This window comes from Specibacter sp. BI4, from assembly GCF_056680095.1.
Window position 1 is genome coordinate 4212496 of sequence record NZ_CM155265.1, and the last position, 19941, is coordinate 4232436.

19 protein-coding genes are annotated in these 19941 nt (G+C 63.8%); 10 read left to right on the forward strand and 9 right to left on the reverse strand.

Annotated features, from left to right (window positions below):
- Positions 1–213 precede the first annotated feature (213 nt).
- The 4 genes from AC1L6K_RS19095 to AC1L6K_RS19110 form a co-directional block, all read right to left on the reverse strand.
- Positions 214–1338: an alcohol dehydrogenase catalytic domain-containing protein gene (locus AC1L6K_RS19095; RefSeq protein ID WP_480952825.1), complete on the reverse strand. Its 1125-nt coding sequence runs from the start codon at positions 1336–1338 to the stop codon at positions 214–216.
- A gap of 165 nt (positions 1339–1503) precedes the next feature.
- The gene (locus AC1L6K_RS19100) at positions 1504–2283 is read right to left on the reverse strand and encodes an SDR family oxidoreductase (protein ID WP_480950409.1); all 780 of its coding nucleotides are present in this window, start codon (positions 2281–2283) and stop codon (positions 1504–1506) included.
- A gap of 73 nt (positions 2284–2356) precedes the next feature.
- Positions 2357–2854, reverse strand: a complete 498-nt coding sequence (locus tag AC1L6K_RS19105; RefSeq protein WP_480950410.1) for an N-acetyltransferase family protein — start codon at positions 2852–2854, stop codon at positions 2357–2359.
- A gap of 26 nt (positions 2855–2880) precedes the next feature.
- On the reverse strand, positions 2881–3231 hold the full coding sequence (locus AC1L6K_RS19110; protein ID WP_480950411.1) for an ArsR/SmtB family transcription factor: 351 nt from the start codon (positions 3229–3231) through the stop codon (positions 2881–2883).
- 98 nt (positions 3232–3329) lie between these two features.
- Here AC1L6K_RS19110 and arsB point away from each other — a divergent pair, with 98 nt between their 5' ends.
- From arsB to AC1L6K_RS19130, 4 genes are all read left to right on the forward strand, one after another.
- Entirely contained in the window at positions 3330–4424 is a 1095-nt protein-coding gene (arsB, locus tag AC1L6K_RS19115) for an ACR3 family arsenite efflux transporter (protein WP_480950412.1), read from the forward strand.
- A gap of 37 nt (positions 4425–4461) precedes the next feature.
- Positions 4462–4884 (forward strand): arsenate reductase ArsC, encoded by a 423-nt coding sequence (locus AC1L6K_RS19120; RefSeq protein ID WP_480950413.1) that lies wholly within the window; start codon positions 4462–4464, stop codon positions 4882–4884.
- Positions 4885–5001: 117 nt separating this feature from the next.
- Complete coding sequence (locus tag AC1L6K_RS19125; RefSeq protein WP_480950414.1) at positions 5002–6459, forward strand: NAD(P)-binding domain-containing protein; 1458 nt, start codon at positions 5002–5004, stop codon at positions 6457–6459.
- Positions 6460–6476: 17 nt separating this feature from the next.
- Complete coding sequence (locus AC1L6K_RS19130; protein WP_480950415.1) at positions 6477–6896, forward strand: arsenate-mycothiol transferase ArsC; 420 nt, start codon at positions 6477–6479, stop codon at positions 6894–6896.
- Between the two features lie 131 nt (positions 6897–7027).
- Here AC1L6K_RS19130 and AC1L6K_RS19135 read toward each other — a convergent pair whose 3' ends face one another.
- Together AC1L6K_RS19135 and AC1L6K_RS19140 are read right to left on the reverse strand one after the other, a co-directional pair.
- Complete coding sequence (locus tag AC1L6K_RS19135; protein ID WP_480950416.1) at positions 7028–7333, reverse strand: EthD family reductase; 306 nt, start codon at positions 7331–7333, stop codon at positions 7028–7030.
- A 158-nt stretch (positions 7334–7491) separates the two neighbouring features.
- A complete protein-coding gene (locus AC1L6K_RS19140) occupies positions 7492–8712 on the reverse strand; it encodes a glycosyltransferase (RefSeq protein WP_480950417.1) in 1221 nt (406 codons plus the stop codon).
- Between the two features lie 104 nt (positions 8713–8816).
- On the opposite strand from AC1L6K_RS19140, the gene AC1L6K_RS19145 reads away from it, so the two are divergent.
- From AC1L6K_RS19145 to AC1L6K_RS19165, 5 genes are all read left to right on the forward strand, one after another.
- Positions 8817–9527 (forward strand): TetR/AcrR family transcriptional regulator, encoded by a 711-nt coding sequence (locus tag AC1L6K_RS19145; RefSeq protein WP_480950418.1) that lies wholly within the window; start codon positions 8817–8819, stop codon positions 9525–9527.
- Positions 9528–9832: 305 nt separating this feature from the next.
- Complete coding sequence (locus AC1L6K_RS19150; RefSeq protein WP_480950419.1) at positions 9833–10630, forward strand: phosphatase PAP2 family protein; 798 nt, start codon at positions 9833–9835, stop codon at positions 10628–10630.
- A complete protein-coding gene (locus AC1L6K_RS19155) occupies positions 10627–11436 on the forward strand; it encodes a DUF1206 domain-containing protein (protein WP_480950420.1) in 810 nt (269 codons plus the stop codon). The genes AC1L6K_RS19150 and AC1L6K_RS19155 overlap by 4 nt, the downstream gene beginning before the upstream one ends.
- Positions 11437–11806: 370 nt before the next feature.
- Positions 11807–12838 (forward strand): App1 family protein, encoded by a 1032-nt coding sequence (locus AC1L6K_RS19160; protein ID WP_480950421.1) that lies wholly within the window; start codon positions 11807–11809, stop codon positions 12836–12838.
- 94 nt (positions 12839–12932) lie between these two features.
- On the forward strand, positions 12933–13865 hold the full coding sequence (locus AC1L6K_RS19165; protein WP_480950422.1) for a diacylglycerol/lipid kinase family protein: 933 nt from the start codon (positions 12933–12935) through the stop codon (positions 13863–13865).
- A gap of 37 nt (positions 13866–13902) precedes the next feature.
- On the opposite strand, the gene AC1L6K_RS19170 is transcribed toward AC1L6K_RS19165, so the two are convergent.
- Together AC1L6K_RS19170 and AC1L6K_RS19175 are read right to left on the reverse strand one after the other, a co-directional pair.
- Positions 13903–15249 carry an alpha-galactosidase gene (locus AC1L6K_RS19170; RefSeq protein WP_480950423.1) on the reverse strand — a complete coding sequence of 449 codons (1347 nt, stop codon included), beginning with the start codon at positions 15247–15249 and terminating at the stop codon, positions 13903–13905.
- 168 nt (positions 15250–15417) lie between these two features.
- Positions 15418–17088, reverse strand: a complete 1671-nt coding sequence (locus tag AC1L6K_RS19175; protein WP_480950424.1) for an ABC transporter substrate-binding protein — start codon at positions 17086–17088, stop codon at positions 15418–15420.
- A 547-nt stretch (positions 17089–17635) separates the two neighbouring features.
- On the opposite strand from AC1L6K_RS19175, the gene AC1L6K_RS19180 reads away from it, so the two are divergent.
- On the forward strand, positions 17636–18652 hold the full coding sequence (locus AC1L6K_RS19180) for a LacI family DNA-binding transcriptional regulator (protein WP_480950425.1): 1017 nt from the start codon (positions 17636–17638) through the stop codon (positions 18650–18652).
- Between the two features lie 34 nt (positions 18653–18686).
- On the opposite strand, the gene AC1L6K_RS19185 is transcribed toward AC1L6K_RS19180, so the two are convergent.
- Complete coding sequence (locus AC1L6K_RS19185; protein WP_480950426.1) at positions 18687–19904, reverse strand: endo-1,4-beta-xylanase; 1218 nt, start codon at positions 19902–19904, stop codon at positions 18687–18689.
- Positions 19905–19941 lie beyond the last annotated feature (37 nt).

Here is a 19941-nt window from a genome sequence, read left to right on the forward strand (position 1 = left end):
TCTCCGTTGCTGGCCTGCGGCGGCGTGGCCGGGGCCGAATTTGAGTGTTCGTGGCTCCCAGGGGGCCGTAGTGGTCATTCAGTCCTGTTGCGGTGATTCGCCCCCGGTGCACCACGGGCGAATCACCACTACAGCCCCCGCAGCATTCATCCGGCCAGACCGGGGCCGACAACAACGCGTTCAACCACTGGCTGCGCTGTCAGACTCTGCAGCTCAGGGCGCGTCAAAGGTGAACAGCCTGCGCACCACCAGACCGTCGGCGAGCGCGTCCAGTCCTTCGTTGAGTTCGGAGAGCGGGCGGGTGTCGGTGTGCAGCAGCTCAATGGGCAGTCGCCCGTCCCGCCACATTTGCACATAGTCGGGGATGTCGCGGGAGGGGTCGGCGTCGCCCATGTAGGAGCCGATGATCCGCTTGCCGGTGCCCGCGAATTGCAGCGCCTGCACATTGAGCATCTGGTCAGGGTGGGGCAGCCCCACCGAGACGAGGGCGCCGCCGCGGTCCAGCAGCCCAAGGCATGCCTCCATGACCTTTGCGCTGCCGACGGCCTCGATGGCCACATCGACACCGAATCCGGTGTGCGGGGCGACCAGCTCTGCCGCTTCGGCCGGGGACCCGGCGAAGTGGGCGCCGCAGCGCAGTGCCAACGCCTGCTTCTCCGGCAGCGGGTCGATCGCGATGACAGAGGTGTACGGAATTTGCACCGCGGCCATGACGGCGGCCAGGCCCACGGCTCCCATGCCAAAGACAATCACCGACTGCCCCGTGGTGACCTTGGCAGAGTGGATGACGGCGCCGATGCCGGTGAGGGCGGCGCAACCAAACATGGCAGCGACATCCAGCGGGACGTCGTCGTCAATCACCACGACGGACTCCCGGGCCACGACCGCGTACTCCGAGAACGCGGACACGCCCAGGTGGTGGTTGATCCGCTCCCCCGACGCCGAGCGCAGGACCGCGTCGCCGTGCAGGAGGTCGCCGCTGCCGTTGGCCTCGGCGGCGCGATGGCACAGTGCGGGCCGCCCGCTCGCGCAGGCTTTGCAACTGCCGCAACTGGGGACGAACACCAAGACCACGCGGTCGCCGGTCTGCACGCCGTCCACCCCGGGCCCGACGCCGGCCACGGTTCCACTGGCCTCGTGCCCCAGGGCCATGGGCAGCGGACGGATGCGGGAGCCGTTGATGACCGAGAGGTCGGAGTGGCACAGGCTGGCGCGTTCGATCTTGACCAGCACCTCGCCCGCCCGCGGCACCGGGACGGGCAGCCGCTCCAGAACCAGCGGCGCGCTAAGCGCGTACGGCCGTTCGGCGTTGGCGGTGCGGAGGATGGCGCTGGTCATCATTGCGGTATCAGTCATCCGTTGATCCTTCGTAACTTTCGATGCGGCGGGAGGCCAGTTTGGGAATGATCCGGCCCGCCCCGATGGTTTTGAAGTGATCATACTCGCGGTGCGCTGCCATAAGAGGTTAACAAGGCACGACGGGCAGCGCGAGGCCCGGCGGGTTCAGCCGCGGCCGATGAACGGCATGCCGGCCGCCGTGATCACGAGGGAGCCGATGTTGGCCGAGGCGGGCAGTTCCGCCATCATCAGCACTGTGCGGGCGGCGTCGGCCACGGGGAATGTTGGTTCAATTATGCGACGCCCGTCGGCCTGCAACGCCCCGGTGGCGACGTCGAGGGTGGCCATGATGTCCGTAGCCGTGTTGCCGATGTCGATCTGGCCGCAGCTGATGCCGAAGGTGCGCCCGTCGAGGTCGATGGACTTTGTCAGCCCCGTGATCGCGTGCTTGCTGACGGTGTAGGCGACTGAAGCGGGCCGCGGCGAGTGTGCCGAAATGGAGCCGTTGTTGATGATCCGGCCGCCGCCGGGGCGTTGGGTTTTCATGACCCGCACGGCCGCCGCCGCGCACAGCATCGCACCCGTGACGTTGACCGCCAGCACCGCGTCCCAGTCGGCCGGGGCGATCTCGTCGACAGCGGCGGCCGGACCAAAAATACCTGCATTGTTGAACAAGACATCCACGCGGCCAAAGCGCTGCACGGCGGCATTGAAGAGAAGGTCGACGTCGTCAGGCCGGGTCACGTCGGTCGGCACGGCCAGCGCTTGGGGCGCCCCGGCGGCGGTTTCGAGCAGTTCCCCCTCCCGGCGCCCGGCCAGGACCACGCCATATCCGGCGCGCAGGAATTCCTGGGCCACGGCGCGGCCGATTCCCGAACCGGCACCGGTGACCACGGCTATCCTGCCCGGTGTTCCCGCCGGGTCTGTGGGGGTGTCTTGATCCATTGTGCTCTCCTCGTTTCGGGGCATTCGGTGCTGTTCCGAGACTACACAGGCAAGGCCAGCGAGGCGCCGGTTCCTACAACCGCTGTTCGACCAAAATGGTGTCTCGCCAGGTTCCCGCGTGGGGGCCGTGGTGCATGTGGGCGATGCGTTCGCGGTGGCCGATACGCCGGAAGCCTGCTTTCTCGTGGAGAGCCAAACTGGGAAGGTTCTCAGGGAAAATGGCTGACTGGATGCTCCAGTAGCCCAGATCCCGCGCCCGTTCGGCAAGGCGTTGCAGCAGCAGGAGCCCGACCCCACGGCCGGCGGCTCCGGGATCCACATATACGGAGTGCTCGATGACGCCCCTGTAAGCCTCACGGGTTGAGGTGGGTGTTGCTGCAGCCCATCCCTGAACAGAACCGTCGACACTGGTGGCAACGAGGCTGAGCCCCGGAATTCTGCTGGCGAAGAAGTCCGACATGGACGGAGTGGAATCAGCAAAAGTCGCGTTGCCACCGTTGATCCCGGCGGCAAAGATCCGCTCAACTGGCACCCAATCGGTGCGCGCCATCTCCCTGATTTCGGTGCTCACAGACCCAGAGTTCACGGGCCCGGTACTCACAGGCCCAGGATGCGCGCGGACGCGGCTTCCAAGGCGCCGGGCACCAACGAGTAGTACGCCCAGGTGCCCCGCTTCTCCCGCTCCAGCAAGCCCGCATCAACCAAAATTTTGAGGTGGTGGGAGACTGTGGGCTGGCCCAGATCCAAGGGTTCGGTAAGGTCGCACACGCACGCCTCGCCACCCTCACCGGCCTTGACAATCGATAGCAGCCGCAGCCGGTTGGGATCAGAAAGTGCTTTAAGGATGCGTGCTGATTCCTGGGCGTCGGCAGCGTTGAGTACGGGCTGGCCGCCAGGTTCACAGCAGAGCTGAGCGGCATCTGCCCCTGCCGTCAATACAGTGTTCATGCATCCATTATGCCCACACATTGACAATTGTCGATATAGCGGTAAATACTTTCTGTATCGACAATCGTCAATCTTATGCTGGACCGGCTAGGAGCCTTGTGAGCACCACGACCACCAACCCTTCCATTCCTGGGGAAGCTGCCGTTGTCGGCAAGCTCTCCACATTGGACCGCTTTCTGGCCGTGTGGATCATCGCCGCCATGGCCGCAGGCCTGTTGCTGGGGCGTTTCGTCCCCGGCCTGAACACGGCCCTGGACTCGGTGAAGATTGGTTCGGTGTCCCTGCCCATCGCCGTCGGCCTGCTCGTCATGATGTACCCGGTATTGGCGAAGGTTCGCTACAACGAAACCGGCAAGGTGCTGGCCGACCGCAAGCTGCTCATCACCTCGTTGACCATCAATTGGGTGGCGGCACCGGCGTTCATGTTCGCCCTGGCCTGGATCTTTGTCCCTGACCTGCCCGAGTACCGCACCGGCTTGATCATTGTTGGCCTGGCCCGCTGCATTGCCATGGTCATGATCTGGAACGACCTGGCCTGCGGCGACCGCGAGGCCGCTACAGTGCTGGTGCTGATCAATTCCGTGTTTCAGGTTTTCGCCTTCGGCGTCCTGGGCTGGTTCTACCTGCAGGTGCTGCCCGGCTGGCTTGGACTTCCGACGACGTCGGCTGACTTCTCCTTCTGGGCCATCACCGCCTCGGTGCTGATCTTCCTCGGCATCCCCCTGCTTGCGGGGTTCCTCACCCGAACGATTGGCGAGAAGGCCAAGGGCCGCGAATGGTATGAGGGCAAGTTCCTACCAAAACTGGGGCCGTGCGCGCTCTACGGCCTGCTGTTCACTATCGTGTTGCTGTTCGCACTTCAAGGCGAATCCATCACCTCCAAGCCGCTGGACGTGGCCCGGATCGCGCTGCCCTTGTTGGTGTACTTCGTCGTCGTCTTCGGTGCCGGCATGGTGATCGGACGGGCCCTGAACCTGGGCTACGCCAAGACCACAACCCTTGCCTTCACCGCCGCCGGCAACAACTTTGAGCTTGCCATCGCCGTGGCAATTGGCACCTTCGGCGTCACCAGCGGCCAAGCCCTGGCCGGCGTCGTCGGACCTCTCATTGAAGTGCCCGTCCTGATTGCCCTGGTCTATGTCGCCCTGTGGGCACGCAAGCGATTCTTCGCCAATGAGCCGCTGCCGGTTTGACCAATATCCCGTAGTTTTCCCTGAGGAGCCCGAACTCATGAGCACCACCGAAACAGCCAGGAAGCCCTCCGTCCTCTTCGTCTGCGTGCACAATGCGGGGCGTTCCCAGATGGCTGCCGCCTACCTGACCGCCCTCTCTGAGGGGGCCATCGAGGTCCGCTCCGCCGGGTCCCAACCCGCAGCATCGGTCAACCCGGCCGCGGTGGCGGCCATGGCGGAAGAGGGCATTGACATGTCCGCCGAGATCCCCAAGATCCTCACCACCAATGCGGTGAAGGAGTCCGACGTCGTGATCACCATGGGTTGCGGGGACAGCTGCCCGATCTTCCCGGGCAAGCGCTATGAGGACTGGGAACTTGAAGACCCGGCCGGCCAGGGCGTGGACTCCGTCCGGCCCATCCGCGACGACATCAAGGCCCGCATCCAGGCGCTCATCGCCGAACTCCTCACCACCAGCTAGAACAGGATCCCGTCCTGACTGAAAAGCTCATCATCGGCTCCGGCCGGTGCGGTCGACCCGGCAGGGTACCTAACCCCTGCTGAACCAAATGTGAACACCTCAAGGAGAACCACTGACATGACGAATCAACGAAGCGAGATGCCAGTTGCCATCATCGGCGCCGGCCCGATCGGCCTTGCCACGGCCGCGAACCTCATCGAACGTGGACTCACACCCCTGATCTTTGAAAAGGGTGCGGAAGTGGGTGCGGCCATCCGCCAGTGGGGGCACATCCGGCTGTTCTCCTCGTGGGAGCACAACATCGATCCGGCCTCCCGGCGCCTGCTCGAACCCACCGGCTGGGCCGAACCCCGGCTGACAAGATTGCCCTACGGCGCCGAGCTCGTGGATGAGTATCTGGCGCCTTTGGCCACCGCCCCCGCCATTCAGGCGGCGCTGCGCCTTTCCTCCACCGTGACGGCCGTGAGCCGGGTGGGCATGGACCGGACCCACTCGCGGGACCGCTACACGCAGCCGTTCCTGGTCCGCGTCGAATCCGCAGACGGGACCGTCACCGATCACCACGTGCGCGCCGTCGTCGACACCTCCGGCACCTGGGCCCAGCCCAACCCCCTCGGCCAGGCAGGCCTGCCCGCCCCCGGCGAGATTGAAGCCATCGCCGCTGGACTGATTGCCGAACCCTTGGCCGATGTCACCGGTGCGGACCGTGACCGCTTTGCCGGCAAGCACGTTCTGGTCATCGGCGCCGGCCACTCGGCAGCCAACACTCTTTTGTCGCTGGGCCAGCTCTCCAAGAACGAGCCCGGCACCCGGATCACCTGGGCCGTTCGTGGCGCCGACGCTTCCCGCCTCTACGGCGGCGGGGACCTCGACGGCCTGCCGGCCCGCGGCCAGCTCGGCACCCGCCTGCGCGGCCTGGTCGAAGACGGACACATCGAACTGCACACCTCCTTCACCACCACCTCCTTCGGTATTGGCGATGGATTGGCCGTCACCGGCTCCACCCCCGACGGGGACGTGACGCTGAACGTGGACTTGTTGATCCCTGCCACGGGATTCCGCCCCGATCTGGGGATCCTGCGTGAGATCCGCTTGGAACTGGACCCCATTGTCGAGGCGCCCCGGGATTTGGGGCCGATGATCGATCCCGAATTCCATTCCTGCGGGACGGTCCCGGCCCACGGAGCTGCGGTCCTGGCCCACCCGGACAAGGACTTCTACATTGCCGGGATGAAGTCCTACGGGCGTGCCCCCACCTTCTTGCTCGCCACCGGCTACGAACAGGTTCGCTCCATCGTCGCCGCCTTGGACGGCGACGAAACCGCCGCCAATCAGGTGCACCTCGCACTGCCTGAAACCGGTGTCTGCTCCACCGACCTTGGTGGCAGCTGCGACCTGCCAGCGGTGAACGGCACGGAACAGGACGAGGCGGCAGATTCCTGCTGCGGCACACCTGCCGAAGACACAGCAGCTGCGGAGGAAGCGCCAGCCTCTTGCTGCTCCGCACCGGAACCAGTTCTCATCGGAATCCCCACCGGACTGGCCCACGGCCGTTCCGCCGCCAGCACCGACTAAGAGAAGGAATCCCCACGATGACCAGAAAACCAGGCGTCCTCTTCGTATGCGTGAAGAACGGCGGAAAATCCCAGATGGCCGGCGGACTCATGCGCCACCTCGCAGGCGACGCCGTCTCCGTCTACACCGCCGGCACGAAACCGGGAACCTCCCTGAATGGCCAGTCAGTGGAGTCCCTGGCGGAACTGGGAATCGACATCAGCGGTGAACACACCAAACCCATCAGCACGGAAATGCTCTCCTCCGTCGAACTGATCATCACCCTCGGCAGCGAGGCAGTCGTGGACCCAATTCCCGGGATTGAAGTCCGCAACTGGCACACCGACGAGCCCTCCACCCGAGGCATCGAAGGCATGGAACGGATGCGCATTGTACGCGATGATATCCGCACCCGCGTTCAAGCCCTGGCAACAGAACTGACCACCAAAAAACCCTAAATGGTTCCACGACCTGGGAGGCGGCGACGTGGACACGGGTACGCCGGTCAGCCTTCACGGGCATGGCGGCGCGAACGGCTCACCAACAACCAGATGGTCGGCAGCTGCATGAAGACCCGGAGTACCGGGCGTTAACCGACCAGCGGCGTCACCGGGTAGTCCATTACCACCGCGCCCGCGGAAGCGTAGTTGGGGATATCTGCCTGAACGGCTTGGCCTTCCGGTGAGGTCAGCGCGGCGACCATGTCGGCGTGGCTGGAAAACTCGCCTTCGAAGACCGCAAAGTACGGGGACTCATTGCCGGTGACGGCAAACGAATACCGCGAGGCTTTCAAGCCTGGGAGCTTCGCAGCCAAGGGCAAATGCGTGTTGATGTAGTAGTCCTCGAATGCCGCACGGTCCGTCGGTTCAGGGTACAGAACGAGAAGTTTGTGCATGGGGTGCTTCCTTTCAGATTACTTCTTCGGTGGTTGAGAGCGAGCTTAGCGCAGGGTCATGCATCATGGGCCCAAGACCGGACCGACATCACGGAACGTCGCGTCCAGGCGAACGAGCCAGGACGGACCCACGTCGCACGCGGTCCTTTTCGACGACGTCATTTCTGCTGCGCAACGGCCCGCAGCATTGCTTCGACGGGGGCGGTGCCGTCTTCCGTTGCGAGGGTTGCCGCGAGCCCGCGTGCGTGCGCGGAGTAGGACGGTGTCGCAATGGCCTGTGTGACCGCCGCGGCCAGCCGTTCGGCGCTGAGTTCCTTGTAAGGGACCGGTTTCGGGCCGGCGCCGAGGGCCGTGATCCGCGCGGCCCAGAAGGGTTGGTCCGTATATATCGGCACGCTGACCGTCGGCACACCTGCACGCAGCCCCGCCGCGGCGGTCCCCGCTCCGGTATGGTGGACGACCGCAGCCATCTGCGGGAACAGCCATTCGTGCGGCACGGCTCCGATGCTGAGAGCTTCGGGCCCGGAGACACCCTTGACGCCTTGAAGCACCGCGCGCACCCCGGCGCGGCGTGCGACGTCGAGCATGAAGTCGGCGTCCAGGGCCGCGCTGCTGCCGAAGCCCATGAAGACCGGCGGCGGGCCGTCGGCGAGAAATTCGACCAGTTCCGCGGGCGGCTGCCAGCCAGGCTCGCTTTTCGGCCACCAGTATCCGGTCATGATGAGTCCCGAGCGCCAGTCCGCCGGACGCGGAAATACTATGGGGCTGATGCCGTGAAGAACGGGACTGTTGGCTTTCCTTCGGGCGCGGTCGGACGCGGACCGGGCCCTTTTAGGCAGACCAAGTACCTGGCGGACGCGGGCGCTCGGAGCGTCGTAGGGCGCCTTCCCCGCGGATATCAGGGACCCGAGCAGCTTGTTGCCGACCGACCCCAGGCTGCGGGCGGATCCCAGGACCACTGGCGGATACGCAGTGCTGGGTTCGGTCGGCTGCAGGTGGGCGCCGAAGACGGGGATGCCAAGGGCCTCGGCCACGTCGTACGCGTACGGGGCGATCGCATTGGCCAGGATCACGTCGGCACCGGTTTCAGCCGCGGTCAGTGTGCCTGTGGCGGCCAGGTCCATGTAGTCACCGAGCTCGCTTATGTACCGGCGCAGATCCTCAGCTGTCGCCTTCTTCCCTGGCGCGGCGGGGCTGACCAAATGGCTCATGTCGCCGGGCAGCTCACGGTATTCGCACCCGGCCGCGGTGACAAGCGATGAGTAGGCGGCATTCGCCGCGATCGCGACGTCCAGGCCCAAGGCTTGTAGCCGGCTGCCGAGCCCGGCCATCGGGGCGACATCTCCCCGCGTCCCTGGCGTAATCATGAGTACTCGCATGCCATTCCTCATTTCCGTTAATTGCGATCACTGTTCGCAATCTAGAATATAGTGAAATGGATACAGAACATAACCTAGGCGTTCGGACGAAAGGCGGAACAGGCGTGCCGCCCCATGACCCCGTTGACCTCTGGCGGCGGCCGGAGCGTTCCGGCGTCGGCCCGAAACCGGAACACTCGCGGGCGGGAATTGCCGCGGTGGCGATCGAGATCGCCGACCGGGACGGCCTGGCGGCGGTATCCATCCGCGGTGTGGCAGCCGGCATCGGTTCCGGGGCGGCCTCCCTGTACAGGTACCTGAAATCCCACGACGAACTCATCGAACTCATTGTTGACACTGTCAGTGGTGAATACGACCTCTCCCCCTCCCATGAACCACCTCCGATCCAACTGCTGAACCTGGCACGGCAGGGCCGGGCCATCATGCATCGGCACCCGTGGCTTGCGCCGCTGCTGCTGACCCGGCCTGCAATGGGGCCCAACGCCCTTGGATATCTGGAGCGTGCCCTCTCAGCACTGGAGACGGTGAACTTGCCCGGGCCCGCCAAGCTGCAGACCGTGGCCATGATGACAGCCATCGCCTCCGCCTTCGTGCAAAATGAGCTCGCATCAGCCGGCGACTCCGGGGCGGACCCCACCGGGGCAATGGCGCGCCCGCTGTATCTCGCCGACGTAGTCAGGTCCGGGAATTACCCGCTGCTGGCAGGTGCACTTGCCGGGCGGCACGACCCCCAGAGTCCGGAAGAGCTGTTCACCAGCACGATCAGCAATTACCTGGCAGGCGCGGGCATTCCTGTCGCCACCGGTTCCGCCTGAGGCCACCCGCACCGCCAAACTGAAGCACGACGCCGGAACTTGGGTTTCGGCGTCGTGCTTCAGCAGGTGACCCGCGCATTGGCTTTGACCATGTCAAGGTCAGCTGGTGATGCCCAACGGCCCCCACACTCTGGAGGACTGCCCCTGAGAGGGTTAGGATTCAGTTCCGTTCTACTTTCACCCGAATGCGAGGGACGTCATGGCAGAAGAGCATCTCCGGCAGGACAAACGTGCCATGGCGATGCCGGCAGACTGGATTCGGTGAGCGCGGAACCTGCCCTGAACCGGTCCGGAAGGAGAACCAGATGAACCAAAAGGAAACATCCACTCGTGCGCCGTCGGGGAATGGGCGGCAACCGGAAGGCTGGCGCGAGAAGTTCATTGTGGAGGAGCGGTTTGTTCCAGCTCAAACCATACGGGAGCTGTACCGCACGTCGCTGGTGCTGTCGGTGGTGGGGCTGGGACTGTTCCTCGTGCTTCTTTTCGGTGTCCTGACGCAGTCGGGCATCCAACATTTTGATCAGCCGGTCTCAACATGGTTCGTGTCCCTGCGCGCCGAGCCGCTGACCCACGTCATGATCGCCATGGCCGTTGTCTTTGGCCCGGCAGCACTGCCCATCATCGTCTTGGTGGTCATCGTGGGTTGGACGCTTCTGGCCAGGCACGCCTGGCGTCCGATTCTGCTGGCAGGGGGCATGGTCACCGGATTGCTGCTGGCCCAAATCCTGGCCCCGCTCGTCAAACATCCGCGACCGCCCGCCGACCTTATGCTCTTTGGTGCCGACAGCAGCTATTCCTTCCCCTCGGGCCATGTCCTCGGAACCGCCGATTTCCTGCTGATCCTGGCCTTCCTGCTTGCGAGCCGGCGCCGGCACAAACCCCTGACGGCGCTTTTGTTCACGATCGCCGCCGTCGTGATTCTGGCACAAGTGGCCAGCAGGCTTTATCTGGGCTATCACTGGCTCAGTGACACGACGGCGTCCGTGGCATTGTCCCTTTTCATTTTGGGATCCGTCATGGCCATCGACACGGCACGGACTGTTCGCGTCCCGGGCGAGCGCGTCCACGGAAAACAATCAAAACGCCAGGTGGACGGAACATGAAGGCCGGCCGGGAAGCCAGGCGGGCCGCCAGCCGCGCCGGAAACAGCCGCACCCTGACCATTGTCGCCCGGATAGGTTTCGCGGCCAGCGGCCTCATGCACCTGCTCATGGGGTACCTCGCCATCAACGTTGCCCGCCATCAGGGCGGCGAGTCAGACCAGTCAGGCGCTTTCGCCCAGATGATGAAGTTGCCGGGCGGAATGATCCTTTTGTGGATCACAGTGGCAGGTCTCGCCGCGTTGGCATTGTGGCTGCTCCTGCAGGCCGGGCTTGGCATTGGTTCTTCGTCAAAAAAGCGGTGGGCCCGCAGCGTCGTTTCGCTTGGCAAAGGTGTCACTTACGCCGCCCTCGCCTCCACCGCACTGTCCCTGGCCCTGCGGCATCCAACGGACTCGTCCACCACCACCCGTCAGGCCAGCGGGACCATCCTCTCCCTTCCCGGCGGGCAGGCGCTGCTCATCGCCGTGGGCATCGTTACTGCCGGCATTGGCGGCTACTTTGTTTACAAGGGCGTACGTAGGAAGTTCCACGAGGACATCGCTGTGCCTACCGGCCGCTTTGGCACGGCAGTGGACGTGCTCGGCGTGACCGGGTACGTCGCCAAGGGCGTCGCCATCGTGACCCTAGGCGTCCTTTTCGTTGTCGCCGCAGTCAAGGTGGATCCCAAGGATGCCTCCGGCCTGGACGGAGCCCTGAAAACCCTCGCCGCCCTGCCGTTCGGGGAAGCCATCTTGATCCTGATCGGTGCGGGGCTCATTGCGTACGGCATCTACAGCTTTGCCCGAGCCTGGCTGGCCCGGCTTTGAGCAACAGCTTTGAGCAACAGGGCGGAACATATCCCCGTTTCCTGTGCCATCTCGAGGACCTGGCCAATTGACAGAAAATGATGCCCGGGGGCCGCTTCCTGGTTCATCCCGGCAACGTGGCAATGGTTCACATGAATCCAGCTCCCGGCTTCAAACTGCTGACCCACACAGTTGCCACCAAACGCGGTCAGGCCCGCGTCGGTGGCAGTCGTGGCCAGCTGCCCAACGATGTCGGGCCTGGTCCGGTTGGAACGGATGCACCCGGCACGCCCCCGCCTGATCTTCGAAGATGCGTCAAAACCCGCACCGGGGCCAGCCGTTCGGGGCCGGCAGCTCGCGTCAATGTCAGGTGTTGTGGAACAGTGAAGCCATGGTTACGTTATCGCGCAAACCCCCGGCCCCGGCCCTGCTCGCATCGGTCATGCGCGTGGCCGACGTCGTCCACACCGTCCGCACCCGGCTGGCCACCTTCACCGGGGCTGTCCCCACAATCGTTGCCTTCCCCGGCTATGGCAGCACCGGCTGGGTGCGCGTGCTGGCCCGGGTGGTCCTGACGAGCACGTCCGACGGCGACACCAACGGAACTGTCCGCGGCTGGCAGGCATTCACCACTGTGCCGGTGCGGAACAGCCGGCTGGAGGTGCAAATCGGCGACGCCATCCATCCGGTTCGTGCCGACTCGGGCGGTCTCGTGGACGTGGTCTTGGAATCGTCCCTGCCCCCGGGTTGGCACACGGTGGTCCTGCGGAGCCCGGACACTGCTCCGGCCGAGGCCCGCATCCAGGTCATCGAACCGGACGCGACCTTCGGCATCGTCTCCGACATTGACGACACCGTCATGGTCACGGCCCTGCCCCGGCCCCTGTTGGCGTTGTGGAACACCCTTGTCCTCAGCGAACGCGCACGGACGCCCACCCCGGGCATGGCTGTCCTCCTGGACCGGGTCGTTGCCCGGCACCCGGGAGCGCCGATCATGTACCTGTCCACCGGTGCGTGGAATGTGGCACCGGCCCTGACACGTTTCCTGGCCCGAAACTTGTACCCCGACGGCGTGCTGCTGCTCACCGACTGGGGACCAACCAGGCAGCACTGGTTCCGCAGCGGGCCGGACCACAAGCACAAGAACCTGGCGCGGCTCGCACAGGAATTTCCCGCCATGCGCTGGCTGCTGGTGGGCGACGACGGTCAGCACGACCCGGAAATTTACGCCGAGTTTGCACGCACCCACGCGCCGCAGACGGCGGCCATTGCCATCCGCCAGCTGTCCGCGGGTGAGGCCCTGCTGGCCGGCGGCCGCACGCTCGAGGATTCGCCCATGTCCGAGCACGGGGCTGTTACGTGGGTTTCCGCACCGGACGGTGCCGGTCTGGCGCAGCAGCTGAAGGTCCACGGCATTCTCTGAATCGGCGTGCCGGCGCGTGCCGCAGGGCCCTCCCCCTTGCTGTTCGGGTTAGTATTCAGTTCCGGTCTTTATTCACGAAACCACGAGGGACGTCATGGCAGAAGAGCATCTCCGGCAGAACCAACGTGCCGCCATAGTCATCAATCCGGTGAAGGCCCCGGACGAACAATTCAAGGCGAACTTCTTCCAGCTGTGCACCGAGGCCGGGTGGGCCGAACCGTTGTGGCTGGAAACCACGGAAGAGGACCCCGGCGCCGGCCAGACCCGGCAGGCCCTGGAGGCCGGGGTCGACGTCGTCCTGGCAGCAGGCGGGGACGGCACCGTCCGCTGTGTCGCAGAAATACTCGCCGGCGCTGATACTGCGATGGGTTTGGTGCCTTTGGGAACCGGCAACCTGCTGGCCCGCAATCTCGGCATTGACGTGACGGATCCGCTGAAGGCGGCCAGGGACTCCCTACGCGGATCCGAGTCCAAGATCGACGTCGTGAAGGCCGTGGTTGACCATGGCACGGAGGAACAGCTGTTTCTGGTCGCCGCCGGACTTGGCTACGACGCCGCCATCATGGGCGACACCATTGACGAGCTCAAGGACCGGGTGGGGTGGCTGGCCTACGTCGAAGCCGGCATCCGGCACCTGCCGGGCAAGCCGGTCACGGCCACAGTGACCATCGACGGGCAGAGCCCGGTCCGCCGCAAGGTCCGCAGCGTGATGGTGGGCAATTGCGGAAAACTGATGGGCGGAGTGCAGATCTTCCCCGCCGCGTTGGTCACCGACGGCATCCTGGACCTGCTGATTTTGGCACCGCGGGGCCGGTTTGGGTGGCTGGATGTCATCACAGGGGTCTTCAAGAGGGGCCGGAACAAGAACAAGTCCGTGCAGAGCCACTCGGGCAGGACTGCGGAAATCGCCTTGGACCAGCCCCAGGAATTCCAGCTCGACGGCGACCATGTGGGCAAGGCGACCCACCTGTTGGTCAGCGTCGAACCATTGGCACTGACCATCAGGATGACGGGCTCACCGGAGTAGCAGTACCGCTGCGACGGGCCGGCCGGCAGCAGCCCACTCAATCAGCAGCTGTCACAGACTCAACTGGCACAAGTTCGTACCAGCGCACCCCGTGCGACGGTACAACAACAGCGAACCGACCCTCGGCGTCGAGCTCGAGATTCCGCGTGGGGCCCTGCCCCCAGAGGTCACGGGCGGCCCAGCCTTCCCGTGCGGCGGTGGACCCAACGACCGAGCTCAGCGCCACGGACAACTCACATTCGGACTCGCCGGTCCAAAACACCGCGACAAAATGACCCGTGTCGGCGCTGGCAGCCCAAACAATAACCTCGCCATCGCCCTGGTTTTTTGGCTCCCGAATAATCTCTCGGTTGTCCGCTGTCGTGGCGAGCACTCTCGACAGGGCCGGATTTGCCAGGCGCGCCATGGTTGCCTCGTCGGTCGAGGGCAGGTCGCCGCCCATCATCAGCGGCGAGCGGCCCATGACCCACAACGCCAGCAACGTCTGCTGTTCCGCAGGAGTCAGGCGGGAATCCCGTGGCTCACCGCGCTCGGCACGGAGTCCGACCCGGCCAAGCGGAAGCATGTCGGCATCCGCCCATCCACCGGAACGTTGAAGCGGCGCCCAGCGAGCGAGACGGGCGAACTGCGCATGGACGTCATCCCACCGGTCCCAGAGGTCATCGGAGATTCGCCACATGTTGGCATTCCCGCGAAGATGCTCGATGTGCGTCGTGGGCAGATTCGTTCCGGGGGAAAGCGACAGCACCATCTCCCGCCCGCTGCGGGCAATGGCGGTTGCAAACGCGGCGATTTCGTCGTCATGGTAGGGCGCCTGCATGTCATCCACCTTGAGGAAATCCACACCCCAGCGGGCGAACTGTGCTACTTGGCCGTCGTAATACGCTTGGGCCCCTGGATGCGCATGGTTGAGCCCGAAGTTGTCAGGATTCCAGTTGCAGGTGTCATCCTGGTTGGCGATCTGCGACGCAGTCCATTCAGTCCCCTCGACGGGCAGGTTCTGCTCAACGGCCTTACGCGGAATGCCGCGCATGACATGGATTCCAAAGCGCAGCCCCATGGCGTGCATGGCGTTGGCAAGGACAGTGAACCCGGTACTGCCCTCAGCTGAGGGAAATCGGTTCCGTGCCGGCAGCTGGCGGCCGTACACATCGAGCACAACAGGGGCATCCTCGTTGTATCCGTGAGCTCTAGCCGTCGGGTCGTACCACGCGATATCGACGACGACGGTGTCCCAGCCTGAGGACAGTAAACGGTCCCGGACAAGCCGGGCATTTTCGAGGACTTCCTCCTCGGTCACCGTCGTGCCGTAGCAGTCCCAGCTGTTCCACCCCATGGGCGGAGTTGGCGCCAGCCGGGAGACTTCGCGGCCTGTCGAAGGCATTCATTTACTCGTTTCTCGTTGGCGGAACCGAAGGCAGGCCGCCAACGTCAGTCGCGGGCTGGTTCACCTGCACCGTGTTTGCGGGTGTCATGTCAGCGCCCTGCCGGCCCTGTGGCGTGGCGATTCGAACACCCTTGCGTGGCCTTGACCGTCGAGGGTTCCAAGGAATTATGCCTTGGCCTCAAAGCGTTCGTGGGCGGTGTTGAGCAGGTCAACGTAACTCGTGAGCCCTTGGCTTTCAAGTTCGGTGACGTACGCATCCCATTCGCTGAGGTCGCGCTCGCCGAGGACGAATTTCAAGGTGTTGGTATCCACACTGTCCTTCAAGGGAGTGGCGATCAGGGAGGACTGCTCGAGTTCTGCCTCGTCCAACGGTGCCGGTGCATCCGGTTCGCGGAAAGTCCTGGTCGTCAGAACTGATTCAATGTACGCCACGGCATCCTTCGGGCTGTAGGACTCTTTCAACTTCCGGCTTTCGGTTCCTTCACAGGCGAACGTGGAATAACCCAGGTCCTTCTGGATATCGACGGCACCCTTGCTCGTGAGGTTCCATGCATCAAGTGAGAATCCGTCCTTGAGCTTGATGGCGCCCGTTGCATCCTTGCTGTACTGCTTTCCTTCAACGCCCCAGCGCAGCAGGTCCCGGGCCTCAGGATTGTAGAAGTACCAGTCAACAAACTGCAACAGCGCCTGGAAGTTGGGTTCGTCCTTGGCCTTTGAACTGAGCATGAAGCCATGCCAGAAGTTGCGGGGCCCAATGATGTTGCCAGCGGGGCCGCCAGGCGGGGCAATGAGAATTACTTCGTGCGCGCCCTCTCCCAAGGTCTTGTCCAGCGCCGTCGAGTATTCAATGACAGTGTTGGAGTTCCCGGAAGCGGCGAAGATCTTATTGTTTGCGAATTTCTCCGAGACAGTGGCGTTTCCGCCGCCGGCATCGGCCGCCGTCAAGGATTCCGGATCCAGCAGACCGTCCTTGACCAAGCCATGGAAGAACGTGACCAGCTCCTTGTACTCTTTCGACGTGGCGGCGTACTTGAGCTTCTTGGTTTCCCCGTCCAGGATTGTGCCGGTTCCGAAACCCCAGCCGGCCTGCGTACCGAAGGAACGAGCGGCGTAATTCAGCAGCGACTGCCCTTCAAAGCCGTCGGCCAGTGGATGGGAATCGGGATATTTGGCCTTAATCTTGACCAACCCATCCCGCACTTCATCCCAAGTATTGGGTATTCCCGCCCCCACTTCATCGAACACGTCCTTGCGGATCATGAGCGAGAAGACGGGTACCGACACCTCTTGAAGGCCTGGCAACATGTAGTACTTGCCGTCAGCCTGGCGCAAATTCTCCATCATGTCCCCAAGGTCCCATTCCTTCACGTATTTCTTGAAGTTGGGCATGTAATCCACGTAGTCGCTCATCGGCAGGACCGCGCCGGAGGATACGAACGGCTTCTCATCACCTGTATAGATGAGCGGAATGATGGAGGGCGCATCGCCTGCGCTGATGAGCAGGCTGCGCTTCTCCACTGCGTCGCTGAAGGGAATGTGGGTCAATTCAAGGTTGACATTGGTTCGGGCCTTGATTTCCTTGAACACCGCCCAAGAATCCTTTACCGGAAGTTCCGGCCAATCCGTCCAAAGAATGGAGAGATCCAACGGCTCCGTGGCCTTGAACTGCATGTCCGCCTCGAACCCCTCCATGGCACCGACGCTCTGCGTCGAGATATCCACGGGGGCATTCGTTTTCTTGCTGCAACCAACCAGGGCCACCAGTCCGGCTGCGGCGATGCCCGTGACAAATGCGCGTCTACTAATGGGTGGGTTCTTAAACGTGAAGGGTGCCATTTTCTCTTCCTTGAGTTTGAGCCAAACCTGCGCCAGTTTCGATAGTTTCGTAGTATTTCCGATACTTTTGAACAGTAATCCAGGTCACAATCGAAGTCAATGGCCCGCGTGTTCCACGCGTACGTACCGAGCCTGCGCTGTGCATTCCAACGGCTCCACATGGGTGCCAGGCGAGGTGGCGTCCGGGTGCTGCGCGAGCCGAACCGAGCATGGAACCGCGTCAGGGCGGCAATAAACGTGCAACCACAATTGCCGCGTGCTGATGGAATGGTCCTTTCGAACAGTTCTTCCGGTTCCGTCACGATTCCGTCCGGCGAGGTCACAAAGCAAGTGCCATGCGTGCGGCACCATGTCGGGCGTGGTCCGCCGACCCCGGAAACACATGATCGATCCGCCGATGACTCCCGGCGTCGGCGCGCGGATGCTGCCGGGCAGATCAGCTGGGAGGTGCCGTTCGGCTCGAAAGCCAAAGGTGTCAGGCAATCGTGGCTGGAATCAGTACCATGTTGTATACCGAAACTTTCGAAGATTGTGGAAGGAAGTCGTTATGGCCAAGAGACGCGTCACGATTGCCGCGATTGCCGAGGAACTGGGAGTGTCAGTTCCGACAGTGTCCCGTGTGCTCAATGGCAAGGAAGACGTCGCCGAGCGTACCCGCGTTCGGGTTGAGGAAGCACTGACACGCCACAACTACCGCAAGCCCGTCGCCGTGAATTCCACATCCAGGTCGTCGGACCTGCTTGATCTGGTCTTTCACGAAGCAGGCAGCGGCTGGGCCCACGAGATTATCCAGGGCGTGGAGTACGCGGCGGGGCCGGAACACATCGGCGTCGTGCTCTCACAGCTGGGTGGTTCGCACCGGCCGTCCAAGGAATGGCTGGACAGCATCATGGCCCGCCGCTCCATCGGCGTCGTCCTCGTCCTGTCCGGACTCGATGAGTCCCAGCGCCATCAGCTCGATGCCCGGTCGATCCCGTATGTTGTCATCGATGCCCATGGCGACCCGGGGTTGGGGGTGCCCACAGTTGGCTCCAACAACTGGAACGGCGGCCTGGTCGCCACCCGGCATCTCATCGGCCTCGGCCACCAGCGAATTGCTGTCATTTCCGGACCCTCCGATGTCATGTGCAGCAGGGCCCGCGTTGACGGGTACAGGAGCGCCCATGACGAGGCGGGGCTCGATTGCGACCCGGCACTGATCCGCTGGGGAGACTTCGAGAAAGTCGCCGGCTACGAACACGCCCTCGAGCTTCTGCAGGGACCCAACCGGCCCACAGCCATCTTCGCCGGATCCGACTACCAGGCCATGGGGGTGATGCGGGCAGCCCGCGAACTTGGCTTGCACATTCCCCGCGATCTCTCGATCGTCGGATATGACGATCTTCCCGTGACAGCGTGGCTCACTCCCCCGCTCACCACTGTGAATCAGCCGCTGGCGAAGATGGCGGCCTTGGCCACGCAGATGTTGATTTCGATAGCCCGGGGAGAGACGCTGGCATCGTCGCGGGTGGAATTGGGGATCGAGCTGGTGATTCGGGAGTCAACCGCACCGCCGCCATCCTAGCGCTGCGGCGGCGCGCACTGCCCCGGAACTGGCACTAGGCAGGAAGCGGCAGCTGAACCCGTGCCGGCCCCGCGGGAAGGTCCACCGTCAGCTGGGATTCACCCGAAAGCACGTCAAAGCTGCCGGCAAAGGCGTCGAACCGGGCACGCCCTTCGCTGTCCGTCACCAGGTCGACCGAATCCAGCCACCATTCCCCGCGAATGAGATCCCGCAGCGCTGCATACGACGGTTTCCGGGTGCCGTCTGCGCGCAGAAAACCCACGGGAGCACCCAGCCACGCACCCCCGTCGCCGAAGCCCCAATAAGTAATTGATTCGACGGCAGGATGCGCCACCAGGGTCGAATAGTGGCGAACAATTTCCTCGGCCTGGCGCACCTCACCTTCAGCTGTAGTGGGCCAGTCCGCAACGACGTAGTCGTTGAGGTCCTCGATCTCCGCTGGCATCAGGTCACCGGACAGGATCGTCGTTTCCGTCCAGTGCAGCGGCAGCCCGAACCGTGCGAAACGGTTGCAAACATCGTTGAGCCGGTCTTCCCCACGGAACCCTTTATGCATGTGCGATTGCAGGCCAATGGCATCGATCTTGATGCCCTCGGCCAGCACTTCCTCAATGAGCTGCTCATACCGGGGCCCTAAATCGAAGTCGTTCAAGACGAGCTGCGCCTCGGGATTCTGGCCTCGCGCTTCCTCCACTGCGAGCGCCACCATCGCGACCCGCCCCTTCTCGGCGGACATGCGCGTGATGGCATTCTTGATGCCGTCCGGCTCATTGACGAAGTCCGGCATGATGACGACCTCGTTGATCGCGTCCCAGGAATCAACGACGCCGGCGAAGTCGCCCACTTCACGGCGAATGCGTCCCCGCAGCAGCTCCTCAGCCTCGGACAACGGCAGCTCATCCACCCACGCGGCTTTGACTGTGTGCCACACCAGCGGGTGCCCCTTGAGCCGCACTCCGCGGTTGGCCAACCAGTGGGCTGCCTGCATGACGCGCTCACGATCGGTTTCACCTCGGGTGGGTTCATAACGCCCCCAATAAAATGCCAGCGTTGCGGTATCGAAGAGTCGGGTCCAGAGTTCGCGGGTTTCGCTTGCCTCCTCGCCCATGTCTGGCGCGGTGCAGCCAAACCCAAAAGCATGCCGGCGCTGCTGGACGGTGATCGGTCTCCCGGCGAGTGGATTGCCTTGTGGATCAGTGACGGTGATGGTCGCGTTGACTTTGCGGTGGGCATAACGGTCTGCGGCGGGCATGGTTGGTTTCCTTCGGTGGTCGGCAGTCGTGGCGATC